The organism is Polaromonas sp. P1_F6, from assembly GCF_056405695.1.
The window spans coordinates 663,176-684,815 of sequence record NZ_JBFUBQ010000002.1 but is presented as its reverse complement, the minus strand read 5'-3'; the positions used below and the strand labels follow the sequence as shown (position 1 = coordinate 684,815).

The following is a 21,640-nucleotide window of genomic DNA, read 5'->3' as shown; positions in this document are numbered from 1 at the left end:
TTTTTGGCGGGCTTGGCCGTAGGACGGCGCCGGAAGACGGTCGAGCGGTGCCACACGGCCTTTAAGATAAAAAAAGGTCGCACCGTATGTCGCGGTCCGGCCTGCTTCAGGGTTGATTCAGAAAGCGAGGCACCCCATGCTGATCAAAAAAACCATCACCATCGCCGCAACGGCCACTGCCATGTTTCTGGCCGGCGGTGTTGTCATCGCTGCACAAACAACAGACGCCGGTGTGAGCACCACGGCCGGGAATCCGGAAGGCGCAAGGCTGGCGAGCCGCTACAGCGCGTTTGCCGGTTCACCCCAAAACGCCGAGTCGCTGGTTGAGGGGCTGCGCACGGGCACACCGATCTCGCTGAGCCCCAGCCCGACCGGACCCAACGCCACCGCGCCGGCCGCAAGCCTTTCGCCGGCCACCGGAAAAATGGGTTACGGCAACATCAACATCGCGCTTGCGCTGGCCAAGACTTCACTGGCCAAACAGGGCATTACCAACCCTACGCCTTCACAGCTCTCAGCCACACTGGGCGGGTTGCTGTCCCAGAAGGCCGACGGCATTGGCTGGGGCCAGATTGCCAACAGCATGGGCGTGAAACTAGGCGCCGTCGTGAGCGCTTCGCACACGTCCAAGAGCGGCAAGAAAGCCAACGACAACATCCATGCCGTTCATGCCAGCAATGTCGCCACGGCCCATGCCTCCAGCAAGGGCCTGGGCACCGGAAAAGAGTCCGGTAAAAGCGGCAGCAACGGCAATGGAGGTCAGGGCGGAGGCAATGGAGGCGGCCACGGCGGTGGTAATGGCGGAGGCAACGGTGGCGGAAATGGTGGAAAGTAACGCGCGCATCTGTTCAACCGCGCGCCGCTAAACCACAAGCACCTGCGCAAGGCTGTCGTATCGCTATCGATTTAATAGCTGCTTGCGCTCGTCCTGTCTGGCCTGCAGGCTCTTTTCCCGTAAGAACAGCAGCCGCCCCCTCAACGCTTGCTCAAATGTTCGCGCAGGCCGGGACACATGCCAGATGGGCCCGATGCAGGCCCGCTTTCGTGTCACTGAAGTCCAGTTGCGCGGGCATCGCGCCAGGCTGGATTCGCGTCATGCCAACACCCTTCTTCGCCGGCAAAAATCATCAATCAGTTACACAAAGAAACATTTAACGAAAATTGACGTTTGCCAAGTGCAAATCCAGCGCAGGCTTCCCGGCGCTGCCAGCGTCTTCGATTGAAAATCCCAACCGCGGCCAGTTCTCGCCTGTAGCGTCCAGGTTGAATACTCACGAAGCACATCATTTTGGCCGCGTTTTCATGAAAAAATTCCGCTTTTAAAGAGCCCTCGGCTTGACTTGCGGACGCCAGTCGTCGACATTGTTAACACTTTGTAACACGCGGTGTTAGCCAAAGACAGAGCGAAAAATACCTCTTGTCAGACAGCTGGCGCCGCAACGCGATGCGGGCACCTCATGAAACTTCAACAGCTCTTTGGACTGAAAAGCCAGCCAAAAACGGCCTCAAGCGCCACCCACCCTGAATCGGAAGTCTCTGTCCCCGGCGACGAACACTCCACCATCGGCGTGCGGCAGCAGCTCATTCAGGTGCTGTTGCGGGACACTGCCCGGCGGGCGGGCATTCCGTCGAACTGGCTGGACTGCCAGATGTTGCTGACCGCCAACCCCACACGCGGCGAAGGCATGTACCTGCGCATCATCATGAAGCAGTGGGACCTGCGCCTGCTGACCTACGCGGCGGCTTTCCAGAAAGTGTTGATGGCGGACATCATGCGTTTTGAGCCGCGCGCCAGTGACTGGCTCCACGGCATTTCATGGCAGCTTGACGGCGGCGACAGCTGCCCCCATCAGGAAATGCCCGACCCGACCATCTGGATGCAAAGCCCCACCCGGCCGCGCAGCGGCTACGCGCCACGTGCGCCCGTGGAACCGGCTGCGCCCGGAGCGCCCGCGCTGGCACAAAGCCCGGCGCACTAGGCGCACCACCGGGCGCCACCGGGGCCCGGCAGCAGGCACCCATCCCGGGTGCGGGCGATGGGCTCAATACGAGCCGATGTAATCTTTTTTGCCGACTTCCACGCCGTTGTGGCGCAGGATGGCGTATGCCGTGGTGGTGTGAAAAAAGAAATGCGGCAGGCCGTAATTCAGCAAATAGGACTGGCCGGTAAAGCGCTTTTCCTTGGGCGTGCCGGCTTGCGTGACGATCTCCCGCGTGGCGGCCCCATCAAATTTCGCCACGTCCAGGCCTTCGACGAAGGCGAGGATGGTGTCAATACGCGCCTGCAGTTCGGCAAACGTCGTTTCCTTGTCTTCGATCTTCGGCACTTCCACACCGGCCAGCCGAGCCGACACGCTCTTGGCGAAATCGCTGGCCACTTGCACCTGGCGCAGCAAGGGGAACATGTCGGGGAAGAGGCGGGCCTGCAGCAGCGCATTCGGGTCGATGTTTTTGGCGGAAACGTGGGCTTCGGCCTTGGCCAGGACGCCCTTGAGGCCACCCAGCATCTGCTTGAAAACGGGAATGGACGTGGTGTAGATGCTGCTGGTCATGAAAAGCTTTCGGTAAAGGAATGGAGATAGCCTGCCGCGCCCTGCGCGCGGCGCCCTGCATTCTCGCCGGATTGCGGCGGGAACGCTTTGCAGCCCGGCAATGGCCTGCGGGGACGGCGAAGCCCTTCGCAAAATAGTATGCTGTCATACCAATTTCCGCCCTCCCCAAAAGGCCCCACCATGAACGCCCCTCTCCCCGCCGCCGCCCGCCAGGCCGTGCAGGCCACCGACCTCGCCGCCCTGCCAATCATTGAAAAATGGGTGTCCTTCGCGTCCGTCTCGCGCGACAGCAACCTGCCCCTTCTTGACTGGACGCAGGCACGGCTTGAGGCACTGGGCATTGAATGCCGGCGCACTTATGACGACAGCGGCAAGAAGGCCAACCTGTGGGCCACCCTGCCCGCCGAAAACGGCGAAACCAAAGTGGGCGGTATCGTGCTGTCGGGCCATACCGACGTGGTGCCGGTGGACGGCCAGCCCTGGGACACCGACCCGTTCGCAGCGCAAATTATTGGCGGCAAGCTCTATGGCCGCGGCGTGACCGACATGAAAAGCTATGGAGCCACCGCGCTCATGATGGTGCCCGAACTGCTCAAGCGCAAACTCAAGCGCCCGGTTCACCTGGCCTTCAGCTACGACGAGGAAGTCGGCTGCATCGGCGTGCGCCGCCTGATTGCCGACATGGTGGAGCAGGGTTACAAGCCTGCGGGCTGCATCGTGGGCGAACCCACCGGCATGCAGGTGGTGATTGCGCACAAGGGCAAGCATGCCTACAAGACGTCGGTGCGCGGTTTTGAAGCGCATTCATCGCTCACGCCGCTGGGCGTGAACGCGGTAGAGATCGCCTGCGAATTTGTGGCCCACCTCAAGACCATGCACAGGCGACTGGTCAAGGAAGGCCCCTTCGATCCGGTTTACGACGTGCCCCACACCACCATCCACACCGGGGTGATTGCCGGCGGCACCGCGCTCAACATCATCCCGCGCGACTGCGATGTGACCTGGGAGATCCGCCACCATCACATGAATTCGCCCGATGCACTGTTCAACGAAGCCAGAGCTTTTGCCGACAGCCTGGTGCCGGCCATGCAGGCGGTGGCGGCTGACACCGGCATCACCCACAAACTCAATTCGGTGCTGCCCGGTTTTGCGACGGAAGCCGGCAGCGAAATCGCCCAGTTGTGCTTCAGGTGCGCGGATGTGGATGCCAACTCGGGCGCCGGCAAGGTTTCCTTTGGCACGGAAGCTGCGTTGTTCCACCAGGCCGGTGTGCCGACCATCGTGTGCGGCCCCGGCCATATCGCGCAGGCACACCAGCCGAACGAATGGGTCACGCTGGAGCAACTGGCCTGGTGCGAGCGCTTCATGCGCCGCCTGGCCGACGAGCTCTGCATAAATCCGTCGTGAGCCCGTCCTGAACTGACCACTGCACCCCCTACCTCACCCGAAAGAACACATGATGCAACGCAGAGATTTCCTGGGCACCAGCCTGGCACTGACCGCAGGCAGCGCACTGGCGCAGGCCAACCCCAAAATCGCGCGCATCGTGGTGCCTTTTGCACCGGGCGGCGTGCAGGACATCCTGGCCCGGTCCATCTCCACCGAGCTCGGCCTTGCACTGGGCCAAACCGTGATTGTGGAAAACCGTCCAGGCGCGGGCGGCACCGTGGGCACAGGTTATGTCGCCAAGTCCCCGCCCGACAGCGGTGCGATGGTGCTGGCTGCCGCCAGCCACAACATCGCCGGTACGCTCTACACCAAACTCGCCTACGACCCGCAAAAAGACTTTACGCCCATGGCGCATATCGGCACGGCCGACTACGTGCTGATGATCCACCCCGAGGTGCCCGCCAAAACCGCGGCCGAATACATCCGCTACGCTAAAGCCAACCCGGGCAAGATGAATTACGCGACAGCCGGCGTTGGCAGCGCCACACATCTTTCCATGGCGTATTTCAACGGCCTGGCTGGCATCGACGTGGTGCATGTGCCGCTCAAAGCCACGGGCGAAGCCATCAATGAAGTGATCTCTGGCCGCGCACAGGCCGTGATTGCCGCCAGCATTGGTGCGCTGGCTTTCGCCAAAGACAGCCGCATCCGGCTGATCGGCGTGACCTCCCCCAAGCGTTCCAGATACCTGCCTGAAGTCCCTACCATTGCCGAAAGCGGCTTGCCGGGCTACCAGTTTGATTCATGGTTTGGCCTGCTGGGCCCTGCCGGTACACCTGCAGCCGACGTCAACCGTGTCAACGCGGCCATCGCCAAACTGCTCAAGGACCCCGTCATCCTTGAGCGCCTGGACAAGCAGGGCATCGAACCCCTGGCGTTGAACAACGCCGACTTTGCCAAACTGCTGGCAGTGGACTACAAGCGCATGGCCGAGGTCGTGAAGGCATCGGGCGCCAAGGTCGAATAGCGCCGGCAATACTTCACCGCTGGCCTATGCCAGCGTGACGCCGGCCACGGAGGCGAGGTATTTTTCCAGCACGGCCAGCTCGGCCACGGTGGGGGCGCCCTTGCCCGCGATGACGGCGTAAATGTGTCCCCTGAAACTGCCGCGCGGGTAGTAGCTGAGATAACCCCAGCCGATCAGCATCTGGCTGCACACACCCGGCGCCAGCGTGGCACTGGCGGTGCCTGCCTGCACCGAATTGATACGCAACCTCTGCGCACCGGGGGCAGAGGTGAGCGCCATCACGGCAGGCACACCCGCTGTGAGTTTCGTGGCACTGGTCAGTTGCACGGTCTGCCCCGCTGAGTCCACCCATTTGGCATACGGCTGGCTGTTGGTGAAACCCAGGTCCGAGGTGTAGAGCGTCTCGGTCTTTGAGGCCTGGAAAACCACGCCGGTATTGGTGGGCCCCGGAACACTGACCGCGGCAATGGCGAAATGGGGATCTTCAATGTTGTAGGGCACGCGGTTTTTCGGATTGGGCTGGATGCCGGCCATCGGCACTGATTTTTTGCACCAGAAGCCCGCCGTGTCGTAAACACTGTGGTCCGAATACTTTTTGCCGCCGGCGTTGACGCGCATCACCGGCGGCGCCATCGTGCCCATGTTGGGGCCGTCCCTGTTGATCCAGTTGATCATCTCCATGGCATTGCCGGGGCTGGAGCCATAACCCGAATCCGACACCGCGCGCACCGCCTGCCCGGCCGCGGCGGGCGCACCCAGCAGGTAGTCGGTGTAGCCGTGGGTCATGTCCCATTTGCAGGCGTTGTATTTCGCGATGATGGCCAGCGCGGCATCGGCCAGGCTGGTGGCAGCGTAGGCCACCGGATCGGTCAGCGAGAACACCTTGCGCGGCGGCGGCACCTGGCCCGACAGCTGGCCGCCGCTGGTATAGGTCAGCGTAGCCACCCGATTGGCTGCCGGCGTGAAGGTAAAGGTGTCCTGGCCGTTGGCGCCCGCAGGAATGACAAGGCTGGACTTGCTCAACGCGCCTCCGTTGTTGGAGGCCACCGTCAGCGTCACGGGTTGCGCCAGATTGCCGCGGGCATACACCGTAAACGTCAGCGGTGCACCGGCAGGTGAATAGCCCGGACCGTCGTCGTACACGGTGGCCTGCACAATACCCACCGCAGCCTTCATCGGCCCCGAGACCAGCGGCTCGAGCGTGCGGTTCTGGTGCCAGCCCGGCACATGATTGATGGCGTAGTTGTGGATGGGCCAGTGGTTGCCCCCCATCCAGCTATAGACCTCGCAGTTGACCTGGCGCGCATAGTTGACGGCCTGGGCAAACATGGTTTGCCACCGCGTGTCGTCAATCGGCATGCCGATCTCGGTGAGCGCCAGCTTCGCGCCCCGGGCCTGTACCCAGTCGGCCGCAATCTTCAGGCGGTCCATGCCCGTGGAAGCCTTGATAGGGCCGACACCAAAACCCGCGCTGTAGTTCTTGGCGACTTCCGTGTCGTAATCGAAAGAGGCACCGTTGCCGAAGGCATCAAGGTAGACGTGGACTTCATACACGAGGTTGGCGCCTGTGACCGGGAAGCCCGGGTTCTTGGTGCCCAGCGATATGGCCGCGCTGTACTGGTTGCCGCCCACATAAATGGGGTTTACGGGATCTATGGTCCGGATCGCATTGATGGCAGCCTGCGAATACGCCGCCATGATCGCCAGGTCTTCACCGCCCTTCACGGTTTCTTCATCCGAGGCGATAAGGCCACCCGGCTTGGGCAGGTCGTGCGGTTCGTTCATGAGGCCATAGCCGCCGAAGCCCGGGTGGCTCTTCCACTTCGTGGCGGCACGCGCCCAGAAATCCGCAAACTGGGACTGCTTGAGTGTGGCGCCTGCGGTCAACGAAAAAATCCTTACCTGCACCTGGCTTGCATCGGTGGTGTAGGGCCGCAGCAGCGGGTCGGACGGCACCGTCAGGCCAAGTACGGATCCGTCGGCCTGAAATTTGAAATCCTGGTAGCGCCCGTAGTTATGGTTGTCGATGATGCACTTCATACCCGCCGCCGCATGGGCATCCAGCACACCGGTGATATAGGCTTCATACGCGGCATGGAAAACACCCGGATTGCCGATCGCCGCTTTGGCCGCAGCGTTGGCCACTGTGTCATGCAGCATGGGCTGCAGCAGCTCCCATTGAATGGGCAGCCTGTTTTTGGTGAAGCCGCAGGCGGCGAGATAATCCACGTCGGCCTTGCGCGGCACGGTGAAATGGATGTTGGTTGCAGAACTCGTGTTGCGCCGCAAGCCGGTTTTTGCCCATTCCATGCCGGAGAGATTGGTCCCCATCGCTGGCGAGCCGGCCGCAGCAAGAGGCGCTGCGGCCTGGGCAAGCCGGGCCGTCATGAAAGGCCCAAAGGCGGCCACCGCGCCAGCCGCCACGGCGGCCTGTGAAAATTCACGTCTATGCATCGGGGTGCGCTCCTGTTCGTCCAAAGACCTCAGGTTAAACCCCGTATTGCGGCTTCATTACAGTTTGAATCAACACAGCGTCCCGCTTACATTTGGGCCCCTGTCAGGCCTGACAGGTTACCGGCGCAGTGCAAGCAAGAGACAGCGAGGTCAGCGACAATAGCCGCAGATAATTTCTTACCGTCATTGCGCCCCGCCCTGGTGCGTTTTCAATGGCGGTTTTAACAGTGCCGTTTGGGTGCAAGGCCTTCCACCTTGTTACTGATACACAAAGCGGCTTGACTTCATTTCATTCATGACAAAAAGTTTCTTCCGGGCAGCCCTGGTGCTGGGTTTGCTGTCCGCCATCGGCCCTTTCGCCATCGACATGTACCTTCCCGCGCTGCCTTCCATCGGGCACAGCCTGGGCGCCTCCATGGGCGCGGTGCAAGCCAGCCTGATGGCGTTTTTCATCTCCCTCGGCATTGGGCAAATCATCTACGGCCCGGTCTCCGACATGGTGGGCCGCAAGCCGCCGCTGTACTTCGGCCTGCTGCTGTTTGCCGCCGGCAGCATCGGCTGCGCGCTGGCGCCTGACATCCAGACGCTGGTGGTGCTGCGCTTCATCCAGGGCCTGGGCGCCTGCGCCGGCATGGTGGTGCCGCGCGCGGTGGTGCGGGACCTGCATACCGGCCACGACGCCGCGCGCCTCATGTCCCTGCTGATGTTGGTCTTCAGCGTCTCGCCCATCCTGGCGCCGCTGGCCGGCAGCTTCCTCATTGAGGCCTTCGGCTGGCGCAGCGTGTTCTGGGCCGTCACCGTGGCCGCCGCCGCAGGGCTGGTGCTGGTGGCCATGACCTTGCCGGAAACACGGCCTGCCGAGCAGCGCGTGGACAGCAGCTTTGGCAGCGCATTGACCGCCTACGGCGTGCTGCTGCGCGACCGCCACTTCCTGGGCCTGGTGTTCATCGGCGCGTTCGGCATCTCGAGTTTTTTTGCCTACCTTGCCAACTCGTCCTTTGTGCTGATCAACCACTACGGACTGACACCGCGCCAGTACAGCATCGCCTTCGCGGTCAACGCAGCCTCCTTCATCGGGGTTTCGCAGTTCACCGGCAAGCTGGCTGCGCGTTTCGGGCTTGTGCCCATCGTGAAAGTGGCCGTGACGGGTTATGCCGCCGTGATGGCCCTGCTGCTGGTGCTGAACCTGGTGGGCATCGAAAGGCTGGACGTGATGATCGCGCTGATGCTGGTGGGCTATGGATTTCTGGGCTTGGTGGTTCCAACCACCGCCGTACTGGCACTGGAAGAACACGGCGCCATAGCCGGCACGGCCTCGGCCCTCATGGGCACCTTGCAGTTTGTCACCGGCGCGGTGGTGATGGCGGTGGTGGGCGTGTTTGTAGACGGCAGCGCCCGCCCCATGGTGGCCGGCATCGCCGGATGCGCCTTGCTGGCGTATGTCACGGCACGCGTGACGCTGGGCGGCAAGCGCGCTGCCACTGCGCCGGCGCACTAGCGCCTCGCGAAAAGACGCACCTAACGGGCTTGTTGCATGCGCAGCCGCCGCGCTGACTCTTCAGCACGCGCATCGTCGATCTCACCCATCACGGCGCCGAGGTTGACCGGCCCGGTCTTGTGGGCAAAGCGGCCCGTCAGCACCGTCTCGGGCTGCAGCACGCCGCGCTGGTACAGGTCCCAGATCTCGCTGCCGTAGTCGGTTTGCAGCAGCTCCGGCGCAAAGCGGCCGAAGAAGCCGCGCAGGTTCGCCACGTCGCGCAGCAGCATGCGGCCCGCGTGGTTGYTGCCGGCAGCGTCCACCGCCTGCGGCAGGTCGATGATGACCGGGCCGGGCTGGCCGTCCGTCACACCGAGCAAGATGTTGAATTCCGACAAATCGCCGTGCACAACACCGGCGCACAGCATGCGCACCACTTCCGTGAGCAGCGTGGCGTGGTGCTGGCGGGCATCTTCGGGCGTGAACTCCACGTCGTTCAGGCGCGGTGCGGCATCACCGCGCTCGTCGGTCACCAGCTCCATCAGCAGCACGCCATCGCAAAAGTTGTGCGGCTTGGGTACACGAACGCCGGCTGCAGCCAGCCGGTACAACGCATCGACCTCGGCGCTTTGCCAGGCCGCTTCGGTGGCCTGCCGGCCGAAACGCGTGCCCTTGGCCATGGCGCGCGCCTGCCGCGTGTTTTTGACCTTGCGGTTCTCGGTGTAGTCCACCGCCTGGCGAAAGCTGCGCTCGGTAGCGTCTTTGTAGACCTTGGCGCAGCGGGTTTCGTCGCCGCAGCGCACCACGTAAACCATGGCTTCCTTGCCGCTCATCAGTTGCCGTACCACGGTATCGATCAGGCCTTCTTCGAGCAGCGACTGCAGCCTCTTGGGTGTTTTCATGGTGCCATTGTGCGCCGGGCTCATCCTCCTGCCGCCAGCACCAGCTGCGACAGGCGTTTGACGAGAGGGTCCAGCAGCTCCGTCGCGGTGTTCCCGTAGCCCAGCACAAGGCCGTTGTCTTCAGGCGCCGGCGCCATGGCAAACGAGGAAAGCGGCATGGGCGCCATCCCGTACCGCCGGGCAGCTTCCGCAATGCGAGCGTCCGCAAAATCCCGCGGCAGGCGGACAGCCAGGTGAAGGCCGCCCTGCCCGCCTTCAATGACGTGCGGAACGCGCAGGTGCCGTGTCAGTGCTTCCCGCAGGGCATGCTGGCGCTCACGGTACAGCCTTCGCATCCGGCCCAGGTGCCGCACAAACTGCCCGGATTCGATAAAGCCGGCCATGGCAAGCTGCTCATGGCTGTGGCCGCCGCGAAGCATCTCACGCAAGGCGTCCTGCGCTGAAGCCAGCAGTGGCTTTGGCATGACCACGAAACCCAGGCGCAACGAGGGGAACATGGTTTTGGAAAACGTGCCAACGTAGAGCACAGGCGCATCGGCCACCAGGCCCTGCATCGCGCCTATGGGTTCGCCGGCATGCCGGAATTCGCTGTCGTAGTCGTCTTCAATGATCCAGGCGCCGTGCCTGCGCGCGGCAGACATCAAGGCCAGGCGGCGTGCCACCGACATCACCACGCCAATCGGATACTGGTGCGAAGGCGTCGTGTAAATCAGCCGTGGCGTGCGTGAGCGCCAATCCGCCGCGCCGATGTGCAGGCCTTCGTCGTCCATGCGTTTCGGCACGATGCGCAGGTCACCCGCATGCATCGCTGCCTTGGCGCCCCGGTAGCCCGGGTCTTCCACCCAGGCCGTGTCGCCCGGGTTGGTCAGCAAGCGCACACACAGCATGAGCGCCTCCTGCGCCCCTTCCGTCACGATGACCTGCGCCGGCTCGCAATGCACGCCGCGCGTGATTGCCAGGTGGCGCGCAATGGCGGTGCGCAGTTCAGCCTGACCGAAAGGGTCGCCGTAATGCAGCGCCGCCGGCAAGGCCTCACGCACCGCGCGGTCCAGCGTGCTGCGCCAGACGGCCAGCGGAAAGTGGGAAAGGGCCGGCACGCCGGGTCGCAGGGCGGTGCTGGTGTCGAGCCGTGCGGGGCCCGAGCGAATGCGGGACAGGCGCAGTGCCACACGGGATGGCGCGGTGGCCTCGGGCTGCGCCTGCTGCGTGGCCGGGCGCAACACAGCCGCCACGGTGCTTCCCTGCCGGTCGGCGCGGACATAGCCTTCGGAAACCAGGTGTTCGTAGGCAATCGCCACGGTATTGCGCGAGACCGACAGGGTTTGCGCCAATGCGCGCGAACCGGGCAGGCGGCTGCCCGCAGCCAGCTGGCCCTTGAGGATGGCCTCCTTGAGCCTGCGGTAAAGCTGGCGCTGCAAAGGCTCGGCGTCGGACCTGTCCAGCGGGGCTTCCAGGAAACCCTGCGGGGCGGAATGCTTTGGAGCGGACTTGTTAGCGGACTGGGTGGAGGGCATCGCGCAAGGGTTGTTGAACGGCAAAGAATTTGGTCGCAGATCGTGGCACCACGAAATAACCACTTTATGGCACTTTATGAAGAGCCACAAAGATCTTAACCTAGGCGATCAAACTCACAGGAGCATCGATGACCACACGCACAAACGCCTACGGGCAACCCATTGGCGAAGCCATGCAGGGCTGGACAGCAAGGCAAAGGCCGCCACGCATCACACTCGAAGGCCGGTATTGCCGCCTCGAGCCGCTGGACGCCAGGCGCCATGGCGACGACCTGTTCACCGCCTACGCCGCCGCACCCGACGGCCGGGCCTGGACCTACTTGGCCCCCGAGCCATTTACCGCGCGCAGCGATTTCGATGCCTACCTCGAACGCAACGCAGCCAGCGCCGACCCTTTGCATTACACGGTCGTGGACGCCGGCACCCAGCGCGCGGTCGGGACGCTGTCACTGATGCGCATGGACACCGCCAACGGCGTCATTGAGGTCGGGCACGTGATCTTCTCGCCGCTGCTGCAGCGCAGCCGCGCCTCCACCGAAGCCCAGTACCTGCTGATGAAGCTGGTCTTCGAAACGCTCGGTTACCGCCGCTACGAGTGGAAATGCGACAGCCTCAACGCGCCGTCGCGCAGCGCGGCCGCCAGGCTCGGTTTCAGCTTCGAAGGCGTTTTCCGGCAGCTCCTCGTCTACAAGAACAGGACGCGCGACACCGCCTGGTTTTCCATCATTGACGGTGAATGGCCGCTCTTGAAGAAAGCCTTCGACAGCTGGCTTTCGCCGGGTAATTTTGATGCGCAGGGTGCGCAGGTTCTGGCGCTCACTGACATTCGCAGCCGCCTGATGCACAAAGCCCCCGCTGCGATGGCAGCCTGACGGCAGCACCACACAAGGGGGTTTCTTTTCGCCGCGAACTCCAGGACGGCGCCGGGTATGTATTTCCCGGCGCCGTACCGAAAGTTCAGTTCAGCACCAGTTGCGCGATGACACCGGTGGCGATGGCGATGAGTGCATAGTCCGCACCCACCTGCACCCACTGCTGGCCACGCGGCGGCGCATGGAGGCGATGCCCGCGCCAGTCATTCACCACATACTGACGGCCGCGGTACTCATTCGGGATGCGGCCACCACGGTAGAACTGCGGGCCGTGCCCATCGAAGTGGCGGTCATTGCGGGCGTAACGGCGATCGTCACGATGGTCAAAACCGCGCCCGCCACGATCGTCTGCACGGGCGTCTGCACGACCATGACCGGGACCATAGCCGGGACCATCGTCGCGACTGTAACCGGGACCGACAGACCCGCGCTGCTCAACACGAGGCGACTCACCGCGCTGGCCGCGCCCTTCGTAGCCTTGCGCAAACGAGAGCGAGGCAAAGCCCAGCGACGCTGCGGCGATGGCACACACAATGGCTTTTGATTTCATGATCGACTCCTTTGGATGGAAGAGCCCTCATGGTGTTCCGGCGAAGTGTCGGCGCAGCAAAGCCGCGGGAGTGTTTGTGTAAAGCCTGGTTGCAATCTGTGCCGAACTCAGGTCTTGGCCTTTCAAGCCAGTACGGGCAAAGGCAAGCGCGCGGAAGGCTTGTCACTCTCGCCAAGTTGCAGCAGCTGAGCCAGCCATTCATCAACCAGCATCGGATCATTCACCGTCTTGATCGCCTGGTAAGCCACTTCCGCTTCAGGAAAACGCCGCCGCAAAAAATTCAGCCACTGCTTGAGGCGCCCTGCCCTCGCGCGTGTCTCAAGCCGTGAGCAGACGATGTGCCAGAACTCGGCGATCAGCGGCAGCAGCGTGGGCCAGCTCACGGTGGCATGGTGGTGCTCACCGGCCATATCCGCCTTGATCGCCAGCCCCAGGCCCGGGTCGCGCACCGCGCCGCGGCCGATCATCAGCACGCCGCAACCCGAAGCTTCACGGCAGCGCCGCGCATCTTCCACTGTCCATATCTCGCCATTGGCCACTACCGGAATCCTGACTGCGGCACGGATGTCGGCGATGCGTTCCCAGTAGGCGGGCGGCTTGTAGGCCTGGGCTTTGGTGCGGGCGTGTACCACCAGTTCGCCGGCGCCGCCGGCTTCGATGGCGAGCGCGCATTCCACGGCACGCGCATCGTCTTCGTAGCCCAGCCGCATCTTGGCCGAGACGGGCATGCCGGCCGGCACCGCCCGGCGAACCGCGCCGACAACGGCCGTCAGGGTTTCGGGCTCACGCAGCAGCGATGCACCTCCGCCGTGGCGATTGACCACCGCGGCCGGGCAGCCAAAGTTCAGGTCAATGCCTGCCGGACCAAGGCTTGCGAGCCGCGCGGCATTCTCGGCCATGCAGCCCGGGTCGGAGCCCAGCAGCTGCGCACGCACCGGCACACCGGCCAGCGTGCGGCCGCCGTGGTGCAGCTCGGGCACGATGCGATAGAACACATGCTCGGGCAACAGCTGGTCGGTGATGCGGATGAATTCAGAGACGCAGCGGTCAATGCCGCCGACCCGCGTGAGGATGTCACGCAGTACAAAATCCAGCAGCCCTTCCATCGGGGCCAGCAGGACGGTAGCGCGTGGTTCAGTACTCATCCCAGCCAGCTTCTGGTTTCTATTTGGCGGCCAATCGCCACAAGGACGTGACTTCTGCCGCGCGCGCCGCATGCAGCGCATCGCTGGCGTCGGAGGCCTTGGGGTGATGCGGCTGCGCGTCCAGGCGGTCCACCACCTTGAGGCCCGCTGCATCGATCGCCGCCAGCAGCCAGGCGCGCGTGCGCAGGCCCAGGTGCTCGGCAATATCCGACAGGATCAGCCAGCCCTCGCCTTTGGGCTCCAGGTGCGCCGCCAGGCCGTTGAGGAAACCCAGCAGCATGCGGCTGTCTTCGTCATACACCGCATGCTCCAGCGGCGAGCCGGGGCGCGCCGGCAACCACGGTGGATTGCAGACGATGATGTGCGCCTTGCCTTCGGGGAACAGGTTGGCCTCGCGTACCTCGACTTGCGGAAAGCCCAGGCGCTTGAGGTTGTCGCGCGCGCAAGCCAGCGCACGCGGGTCCTGGTCGGTGGCCACCACGCGCTGGATGCCGCTGCGCAGCGCCAGCACGGCGGCCAGCACGCCGGTGCCGGTGCCGATGTCAAAACCGGTCAGGTCATCGGTGCCTTCAGGCACGGGTGCCTGGGCCACCAGGTCGATGTATTCACCGCGCACCGGCGAGAAAACGCCGTAGTGCGGATGGATGCGGTTGTGCGGCCCGTCTTCACCCAGCGCGGGAATGGGCACGCCCTTGCGGCGCCATTCGTGCGAGCTGATGAAACCCATCAGCTCGCGCAGCGATGCGACGGAGGGCACTGCGCCATCCCTGGATGGTCCCCAGGCTTCGGCGCAGGCTTTTTTTGCATCCGGTGCGCGGCGCAAGGGGATGCTGTAGTCCGCGTCAAACGGAATCAGCACCATGCCCAGCACACGGGCGCGCTGCGCCTGGGACTGACGGTGCAGGTGAAAGGCTTCCGGAAAAACCGGTGCGGCTGCTGAAGCCTGGGTGCTGGCTTCCCCGGCCTTCTGGTCTTTCACGCGTTTCTCTCGCTTGGGTTTGGCCGGTTTGTCGACGCGGCGCGCCAGCGCCTGCAACAGCAGCCGGGCATTCTGGAAGTCGCCGCGCCAGAGCAGGCCCGTGCCTTCACAGGCCAGGCGGTAAGCCGCGTCAGCCGCGAGGGTGTCGTCAGCGATCACCACGCGCTTGGGCGGCGGCGCACCGCGCTCGGAACGCCAGCGCGCAGAACGCGCTTCGCCGCCCTCCGTCCAGTGGATGGTGGCGGGCTCAGCAGAAGAAGCAACGGGAGCGGCAGGTGAAACGGGTATCAGGGGCATCAGGGGCATCAGGGTCAGACACAAAGAAGAACAAAGAGGAAAGCCAAGTGTTTTAACAGATGGCCGCCCCCAGCGGCTGCAAGCGCTACCTAATCACTATCAATTTAATAGCTGCTCGCGCACATCCTGATTGCCTCTCAGGCACTTTCGATCCTGAAAAAACGGCTTTTTGAGGGTCTCCAGGCTGTTTTGGGCGCTCAACAGGCTCCAAAAAAGGCTTCCAGAGCACTTTTCAGGCCATTTTCAAGAACGATTTAGGCCTCAAGCCAAATAGGGACGGGCGCCAGCAGCTATGAATTAGATAGCAACGACAGACAGAGGGCGCTCCCCTCCTCACCAGCAAGAGCCGCGGAACTGGCTTCGCCAGGCCGCAGGCGCCGTCCCCTGCAAGGGAAGAGCCTCAAAAGGGGGTGTACCAATCTTCACCAGCAGGGGCCGGGGTCCGGCTTTGCCGGCCCCAAGGCGCCTGTCCCCTGCAAGGGGAGAGGAGGCTACACGAAGTGAGCCTCAGCAGGGGTGTTCAAACTGTCCAACCGCCACCCAGCGCCCGAATCAGCCCCACCGTTGCCAGGTACTGCGCGGTCTTGACCTGCAGCGCCTGGCGGCGGTTGCGCAGTTCGCTGCGCTGCGCGTCCAGCAGTTCGAGCTGGCTGACAAAGCCATTGCGGTAGCGTGAATCCGACAGCACCGTGGCGCGTGTGGCCGAAGCGACGGAACGCGATTGCGCTTCCGACTGCTCGGCCAAAAGGCGCAGGGCCGAGAGCTGGTCTTCCACGTCCTTGAAGGCGACGAGGATCTGTTCACGGTAGTTGGCCAGGGCGATGTCAAGTTCGGCATTCGCGTTCTGCACGCCGGCCTTGCGGCGTCCGCCGTCAAAGATCGGCAGCGAGAGCAACGCGCCCACGCCCCATGCCTGGGTCGAGACCTTGAACAGGTCCTTGATCTCGGGCGCGGCATAACCGGCGTTGCCTGTCAGCGAAAAGGTCGGGAACCACGCAGCCTGGGCGACACCAACGCGAGCCTGCGCGGCCTGCATGGTGCTTTGCGCGGCAGACACATCGGGCCTGCGCTCCAGCACGGTGCTGGGCACGCCGGCCGGTATCACCGGCAAGGCCGTCGACCATTCAGCAGGCGCGACGGCAAAGTTCGACGCTACCTCACCGACCAGCACAGCCAGGGCATGCTCCAGCACGGCGCGGCGCTGGTCGAGTGCCAGTGCATCGGACTCGGTCGAGGCGACTTCGGTGCGCACGCGGGCCACGTCGAGCTCGGCCACATCGCCTTCCTTGAAGCGGACTTCCGTCAGGCGCAGCGTGTTGCGGTAAGCCTGCAGTGTGTCACGCACCAGCGTGCGTTCGGTGTCGAGCGCGCGCAGGTTGAGGTAGGTCTGCGCCACATCGGCCTGCACCAGCAGCTGGGTGCTGCGCAGCAAGGCCTCGCGCGATTTCGCGTCCAGCGATGCGGCGTCCGAGTTGAGCGACAGCTTGCCGATCAAATCGACTTCATACGAAAAGTTGGCGGCGGCTGTGACCGTGGTCTGCGCGACGCGGTTGGTCGTGATGTTGCTCTGGCGCACGGCACCGCCGCTCAAACCCACTTGCGGCAGGCGGTCGGCATCGGTGTTGCGCAGGATGGCGCGCGCCTGGGCCAGCCGGCCCGCGGCCACCTTGACACTGTTGTTGTTGGCGCCGGCCTGCTCGACCAGCTGGTCGAGTACCGGGTCGGCAAACGCCTTCCACCAGGTGCCTTGTGATTGCGGAGCGGTTGCTGCAGGCGCCGCCGCGACGGCGGCAGCGTTTTCCTTGTAGGCGGAAGGCGCAGCCGGAATGCTCGCCGGGTCAACCGACGCGCTGGTGGCGCAGCCGGCCAGCACCAGGGCGGCCAGCAAAGGCAGCAGCGCGGTGCGCAGTTTGGACGTTGTGTGGTTCATGATGAACTCCTGTACCTTTGATGCTTGTTGTTATTCATGAAGCTTGAGGGGCGCTGCCGGCTGCGCGTGCGCACCTGCACCACCACTGCCCGCGAAGGCCTCAACGTGCGGCACTTCGCCATGCAGCTTGAGCGGACGGTTGCCCGTGAGGCGGCGCAGCGTGACGTAGAACACCGGCGTGAGGAAGAGACCGAAAGCCGTCACACCAATCATTCCCGAGAACACCGCCACACCCATGGCATGGCGCATTTCGGCACCGGCACCGGAGGACAACACCAGGGGCAGCACGCCCATGATGAAAGCCAGTGAAGTCATCAGGATGGGACGCAGACGCAGGCGGCTCGCTTCAATCGCGGCCTGCAGCGGCGTGCGCCCGGCAAACTCCAGCTCGCGCGCAAACTCCACGATCAAAATCGCGTTCTTCGCCGACAACCCCACCAGCACGATCAAGCCGATCTGCGTGAAGATGTTGTTGTCGCCGCCGGTCAGCTTCACGCCCAGCATGGCGGCCAGCAGGCCCATGGGCACGATCAGCACGATGGCGATCGGCAGGGTCAGGCTTTCATACTGCGCGGCCAGCACCAGGAAGACCAGCAGCAGCGCCAGCGGGAACACCCACATGGCCGAGTTGCCGGCGATGATTTCCTGGTACGTGAGGTCCGTCCACTCGTAGCTGATGCCGGGCGGCAGCGTCTCGGCCGCAATGCGGGCGACCGCATCCTGCGCCTGGCCCGACGAATAACCGGGCGCGGCGCCGCCGTTGATGTCGGCCGACAGGAAGCCGTTGTAGCGCATGGCGCGTTCAGGGCCAAAGCTCGGCGTGACTTTCATCAGCGCCGACAGCGGCACCATTTCGCCGGTGGCCGATCGCACCTTCAAGAGGCCGATGTCTTCAGCGCGGGCGCGGTAAGGTGCATCAGCCTGCACCCGCACGGAATATGTGCGGCCGAACTTGTTGAAGTCATTGGCGTACAGGCTGCCCAGGTAAATCTGCATGGTGTCGAACACGTCAGTCACCGGCACGCCGAGCTGGCGCGCCTTGGTGCGGTCGATGTCGGCATACAGCTGCGGCACATTGACCTGGAAGCTTGAGAACATGCCCGCCAGCTCAGGTGTCTGGTACGCCTTGGCCATGAAGGCCTTGGTGGCGGCGTCCAGCGCGGCATAACCGAGCGAGCCGCGGTCTTCCAGCTGCAGCTTGAAGCCGCCGGTGGTGCCCAGTCCCTGCACGGGCGGCGGCGGGAACATCGCAATGAACGCCTCCTGGATACCGCCGAATTTTCCATTGAGCTGGCCGGCGATGGCGCCTGCACTCAGGTCGGCGGTGGTGCGCTGGTCAAACGGCTTGAGCGAGAGAAACACGATGCCAGAGTTGGAGCTGTTGGTGAAGCCGTTGATCGACAGGCCAGGGAAAGCAATCGCGTGTTCCACGCCGGGTTGTTTCATGGCGATGTCGCTGATCTTGCGGATCACGTCTTCGGTGCGGTCCAGCGTGGCGCCGTCGGGCAACTGGGCAAAACCGATCAGGTACTGCTTGTCCTGCCCGGGCACAAAACCGCTGGGCACTGCCTTGAAGAGGCCCGCCGTGGCGAGCACCAGCACCAGGTAGACACCCAGCATGATGGCCTTGCGCGAAATCGCACCCTTGACACCGCGGCTGTAGTTTTCGGAACCGCGGCTGAACAGGCGGTTAAAGCCTGCGAAGAAGCGGCCGAACACCTTGTCCATGCCGCGGGTCAGCGCGTCTTTCGGTGCGTCATGGCTCTTGAGCAGCAAGGCGGCAAGTGCCGGCGACAGGGTCAGCGAATTGACGGCCGAGATCACTGTAGAGATCGCGATGGTCAGCGCGAACTGCTTGTAGAACTGTCCCGAGAGGCCGGTGATGAAAGCCAGCGGCACAAACACGGCGATCAGCACCAGCGCAATCGCGATGATGGGCCCCGACACCTCGCGCATGGCGCGGTAGGTGGCGTCGCGCGGACTCAGGCCCGCCTCGATGTTGCGTTCGACGTTCTCCACCACCACGATGGCGTCGTCCACCACAATGCCGATGGCCAGCACCAGCCCGAAGAGGCTGAGCGCGTTGATCGAAAAACCGAACAGGTGCATCACCGCAAACGTGCCGATGACAGAAATAGGCACGGCCAGCAGCGGAATGATGGAAGCGCGCCATGTCTGCAGGAAGATGATCACGACCAGCACCACCAGGGCCACGGCTTCGAGCAGCGTGTGGACCACGGCCTCGATGGAAGAGCGCACAAACTGCGTGGTGTCGTAAACGATTTCGTAGTCCACGCCTTCAGGCATGCTCTTTTTCAGGTCCTTCATCACGGCCTGCACGTCGTCCGAGATCTGGATGGCGTTGGAGCCCGGCGCGGCAAACACCGGCACGGCGACGGCCTGCTTGTTGTCCAGCAGCGAACGCAAGGCGTAGTCGGAAGCACCGAGCTCCAGACGAGAAATATCGCGCAGGCGCGTCACGGCGCCGCCCTTGTCGGTCTTGACGATGATGTCACCGAACTCTTCTTCGCTTTGCAGGCGGCCCTGGGCATTGATAGACAGTTGCATGTCCACACCGGGCAGGCCGGGCGAAGCGCCCACGACACCGGCGGCAGCCTGGATGTTCTGCTCGCGAATGGCGCGCACCACGTCGCCGGCGGACAAACCGCGCTCAGCCACTTTTTGCGGGTCCAGCCAGACGCGCATCGAATAGTCGCCCGAGCCGAACAGCTGCACCTGGCCCACGCCGTTGATGCGCGCCAGGCGGTCCTTGACATTGAGCACCGCGTAGTTGCGCAGGTAGGTCATGTCGTAGCGGTCGTTGGGCGAGAGCAAGTGCACCACCATCGTGAGGTCGGGAGAGCTCTTGATAGTCGTGATGCCCAGGCGGCGCACTTCTTCGGGCAGGCGCGGCTCGGCTTGCGAGACACGGTTTTGCACGAGCTGCTGCGCCTTGTCGGGGTCGGTGCCGAGCTTGAAGGTGACGTTGAGTGTCATCAGGCCGTCGGTCGTGGCCTGGCTGCTCATGTAGAGCATGCCGTCGACGCCGTTGATGGCTTCTTCCAGCGGCGTGGCGACGGTCTCGGCGATCACCTTGGGGTTGGCGCCGGGGTAGTTGGCGCGCACCACTACCGTGGGCGGCACAACGTCCGGGTATTCGGCGATCGGCAGCGAGCGCAGCGCGATCAGTCCGGCAATGAACATCAGCAGCGACAGCACGCCGGCAAAGATCGGCCGGTCAATAAAAAATTTGGAAAGATTCATGGCAATTCTTCTGGTTCAGGTGAAGGAGCGGCTCAGGACTTGGCCGCGACCTTCACGGCTTTTTCGGTGAGTTCCGACTTGGCGGTCATCTCGACCGGCTGCGGCGTGATCAGCGCTCCTGGGCGGATGCGCTGCAGGCCGTTGACCACAATGCGGTCGTTGGCGGCCAGGCCGCTTTTGACGACACGCAGGCCATCGACGGAAGCGCCCAGCGTGACTTCGCGGTACATCGCCTTGTTGTCGGCGCCGACCACGAGCACAAACTTCTTGTTCTGGTCGGTGCCGACGGCGCGCTCGTTGATCAGCAATGCCTTGCCTTTGGTGGCCTGGCCCATGCGGATGCGCGCGAACTGGCCGGGAATCAACTGGCCGTCCTTGTTGTCGAACACGGCGCGTGCGCGCACGGTGCCGCTTCGGGCGTCCACCTGGTTGTCGACCAGCTGCAGCTTGCCTTCAAACGGCGTGTCGGCGCTGGCGGCGGTGCCCATCTGTACCGGAATGCGGTCCAGGTTGCGGCCGCCCGCGATACCGGCGTTGGTGCCCTGCACATCCTTGAGCGCCTTGACCACGACCTGCTCGTCGGCGTCGAAGCTCGCATAAATCGGGCTCACGGACACCAGTGTGGTCAGCACGGGTGCGCCCGGTCCTGCTGCGACCAGGTTGCCCACCGTCACTTCGAGCTTGCCGACGCGGCCGGCCACCGGGGCGCGGACCTGCGAATACCCCAGGCTCAACTGCGCCGTTTGAAGGGCTGCCTGCGCGGCGCGCAGGTTGGCGTCGGCTTCACCCTTGCCGTTGGTGCGCTCGTCAAACTCGCGTTTTGAAATGGCCTGCTCGCCCCACAGGCGCTGTGAGCGCTCGTGTTCGCCCTTGGCCTGGGCCACACGGGCCTGCGCCGCGGCCACCTGGGCTTCGGCGCGCGCCACTTCGGCGGCGTAGGGTGCCGGGTCAATCGTCAGCAGCAGGTCCCCCTTTTTGACCAATGCGCCTTCGCGGAAGTGCACGGCCTGGATGGTACCGGCCACACGCGAGCGGATGTCCACGCGCTCGACCGCTTCCAGCCGGCCCGAAAACTCATCCCAGGCGGAGACGTCGCTTTGCACGACGGTGGCCACCGATACCGGCGTGGCCTGCGGCTCGGCAGGCGCACCCGACTGGGCACGCGTGCCCGAAACGCCGAAGATGACGGCCGTCACGCCCGTCAATGCCAGTACGGCCACGACGGTTGCCAGCAAACGGCGCTTGTTGTTGTGCAGATGAATCGATGTCATGGTGAAACCCCTCAAAA

15 protein-coding genes and 1 pseudogene are annotated in these 21,640 nt (G+C 63.9%); 6 read left to right on the top strand and 10 right to left on the bottom strand.

What is annotated here, in order from left to right:
• Positions 1-136: 136 nt before the first annotated feature.
• Together AC1DY9_RS09135 and AC1DY9_RS09130 are read left to right on the top strand one after the other, a co-directional pair.
• The gene (locus tag AC1DY9_RS09135; RefSeq protein WP_477666339.1) at positions 137-835 is read left to right on the top strand and encodes a hypothetical protein; all 699 of its coding nucleotides are present in this window, start codon (positions 137-139) and stop codon (positions 833-835) included.
• A gap of 622 nt (positions 836-1,457) precedes the next feature.
• Positions 1,458-1,979: a hypothetical protein gene (locus AC1DY9_RS09130; RefSeq protein WP_457279177.1), complete on the top strand. Its 522-nt coding sequence runs from the start codon at positions 1,458-1,460 to the stop codon at positions 1,977-1,979.
• A 63-nt stretch (positions 1,980-2,042) separates the two neighbouring features.
• Here the strand turns inward: AC1DY9_RS09130 and AC1DY9_RS09125 are convergent, their stop codons facing one another.
• Positions 2,043-2,552 (bottom strand): DUF1993 domain-containing protein, encoded by a 510-nt coding sequence (locus tag AC1DY9_RS09125; protein WP_457279178.1) that lies wholly within the window; start codon positions 2,550-2,552, stop codon positions 2,043-2,045.
• A gap of 180 nt (positions 2,553-2,732) precedes the next feature.
• On the opposite strand from AC1DY9_RS09125, the gene argE reads away from it, so the two are divergent.
• Complete coding sequence (gene argE, locus AC1DY9_RS09120; protein ID WP_477666338.1) at positions 2,733-3,959, top strand: acetylornithine deacetylase; 1,227 nt, start codon at positions 2,733-2,735, stop codon at positions 3,957-3,959.
• 49 nt (positions 3,960-4,008) lie between these two features.
• On the top strand, positions 4,009-4,968 hold the full coding sequence (locus AC1DY9_RS09115) for a tripartite tricarboxylate transporter substrate binding protein (RefSeq protein ID WP_477666337.1): 960 nt from the start codon (positions 4,009-4,011) through the stop codon (positions 4,966-4,968).
• Positions 4,969-4,992: 24 nt separating this feature from the next.
• Here AC1DY9_RS09115 and AC1DY9_RS09110 read toward each other — a convergent pair whose 3' ends face one another.
• Positions 4,993-7,422 (bottom strand): cellulase family glycosylhydrolase, encoded by a 2,430-nt coding sequence (locus tag AC1DY9_RS09110; protein ID WP_477666336.1) that lies wholly within the window; start codon positions 7,420-7,422, stop codon positions 4,993-4,995.
• A 295-nt stretch (positions 7,423-7,717) separates the two neighbouring features.
• Between AC1DY9_RS09110 and AC1DY9_RS09105 the strand changes: the two genes are divergently transcribed.
• Positions 7,718-8,920, top strand: coding sequence for a multidrug effflux MFS transporter (locus AC1DY9_RS09105; RefSeq protein WP_477666335.1), 1,203 nt, complete (start codon positions 7,718-7,720; stop codon positions 8,918-8,920).
• A gap of 20 nt (positions 8,921-8,940) precedes the next feature.
• Here AC1DY9_RS09105 and AC1DY9_RS09100 read toward each other — a convergent pair whose 3' ends face one another.
• Both AC1DY9_RS09100 and pdxR read right to left on the bottom strand, forming a co-directional pair.
• Positions 8,941-9,801, bottom strand: coding sequence for a PA4780 family RIO1-like protein kinase (locus tag AC1DY9_RS09100; protein WP_477666334.1), 861 nt, complete (start codon positions 9,799-9,801; stop codon positions 8,941-8,943).
• A 20-nt stretch (positions 9,802-9,821) separates the two neighbouring features.
• Positions 9,822-11,315: a MocR-like pyridoxine biosynthesis transcription factor PdxR gene (gene pdxR, locus AC1DY9_RS09095; protein ID WP_477666333.1), complete on the bottom strand. Its 1,494-nt coding sequence runs from the start codon at positions 11,313-11,315 to the stop codon at positions 9,822-9,824.
• 128 nt (positions 11,316-11,443) lie between these two features.
• Here pdxR and AC1DY9_RS09090 point away from each other — a divergent pair.
• Positions 11,444-12,175: pseudogene (locus AC1DY9_RS09090) on the top strand (GNAT family N-acetyltransferase); the annotation flags it as partial.
• Positions 12,176-12,272: 97 nt separating this feature from the next.
• Here AC1DY9_RS09090 and AC1DY9_RS09085 read toward each other — a convergent pair.
• The 6 genes from AC1DY9_RS09085 to AC1DY9_RS09060 all read right to left on the bottom strand — a co-directional run bounded on the left by AC1DY9_RS09085 (position 12,273) and on the right by AC1DY9_RS09060 (position 21,623).
• Entirely contained in the window at positions 12,273-12,737 is a 465-nt protein-coding gene (locus AC1DY9_RS09085) for an RcnB family protein (RefSeq protein WP_477666332.1), read from the bottom strand.
• A gap of 122 nt (positions 12,738-12,859) precedes the next feature.
• A complete protein-coding gene (locus tag AC1DY9_RS09080) occupies positions 12,860-13,882 on the bottom strand; it encodes a tRNA dihydrouridine synthase (RefSeq protein ID WP_477666331.1) in 1,023 nt (340 codons plus the stop codon).
• 19 nt (positions 13,883-13,901) lie between these two features.
• Positions 13,902-15,158: a methyltransferase gene (locus tag AC1DY9_RS09075; RefSeq protein ID WP_457279187.1), complete on the bottom strand. Its 1,257-nt coding sequence runs from the start codon at positions 15,156-15,158 to the stop codon at positions 13,902-13,904.
• Between the two features lie 520 nt (positions 15,159-15,678).
• The gene (locus tag AC1DY9_RS09070; protein WP_477666330.1) at positions 15,679-17,088 is read right to left on the bottom strand and encodes an efflux transporter outer membrane subunit; all 1,410 of its coding nucleotides are present in this window, start codon (positions 17,086-17,088) and stop codon (positions 15,679-15,681) included.
• Between the two features lie 30 nt (positions 17,089-17,118).
• Complete coding sequence (locus AC1DY9_RS09065) at positions 17,119-20,352, bottom strand: efflux RND transporter permease subunit (protein WP_477666329.1); 3,234 nt, start codon at positions 20,350-20,352, stop codon at positions 17,119-17,121.
• A 32-nt stretch (positions 20,353-20,384) separates the two neighbouring features.
• Positions 20,385-21,623, bottom strand: coding sequence for an efflux RND transporter periplasmic adaptor subunit (locus AC1DY9_RS09060; protein WP_477666328.1), 1,239 nt, complete (start codon positions 21,621-21,623; stop codon positions 20,385-20,387).
• Between the last annotated feature and the right edge of the window lie 17 nt (positions 21,624-21,640).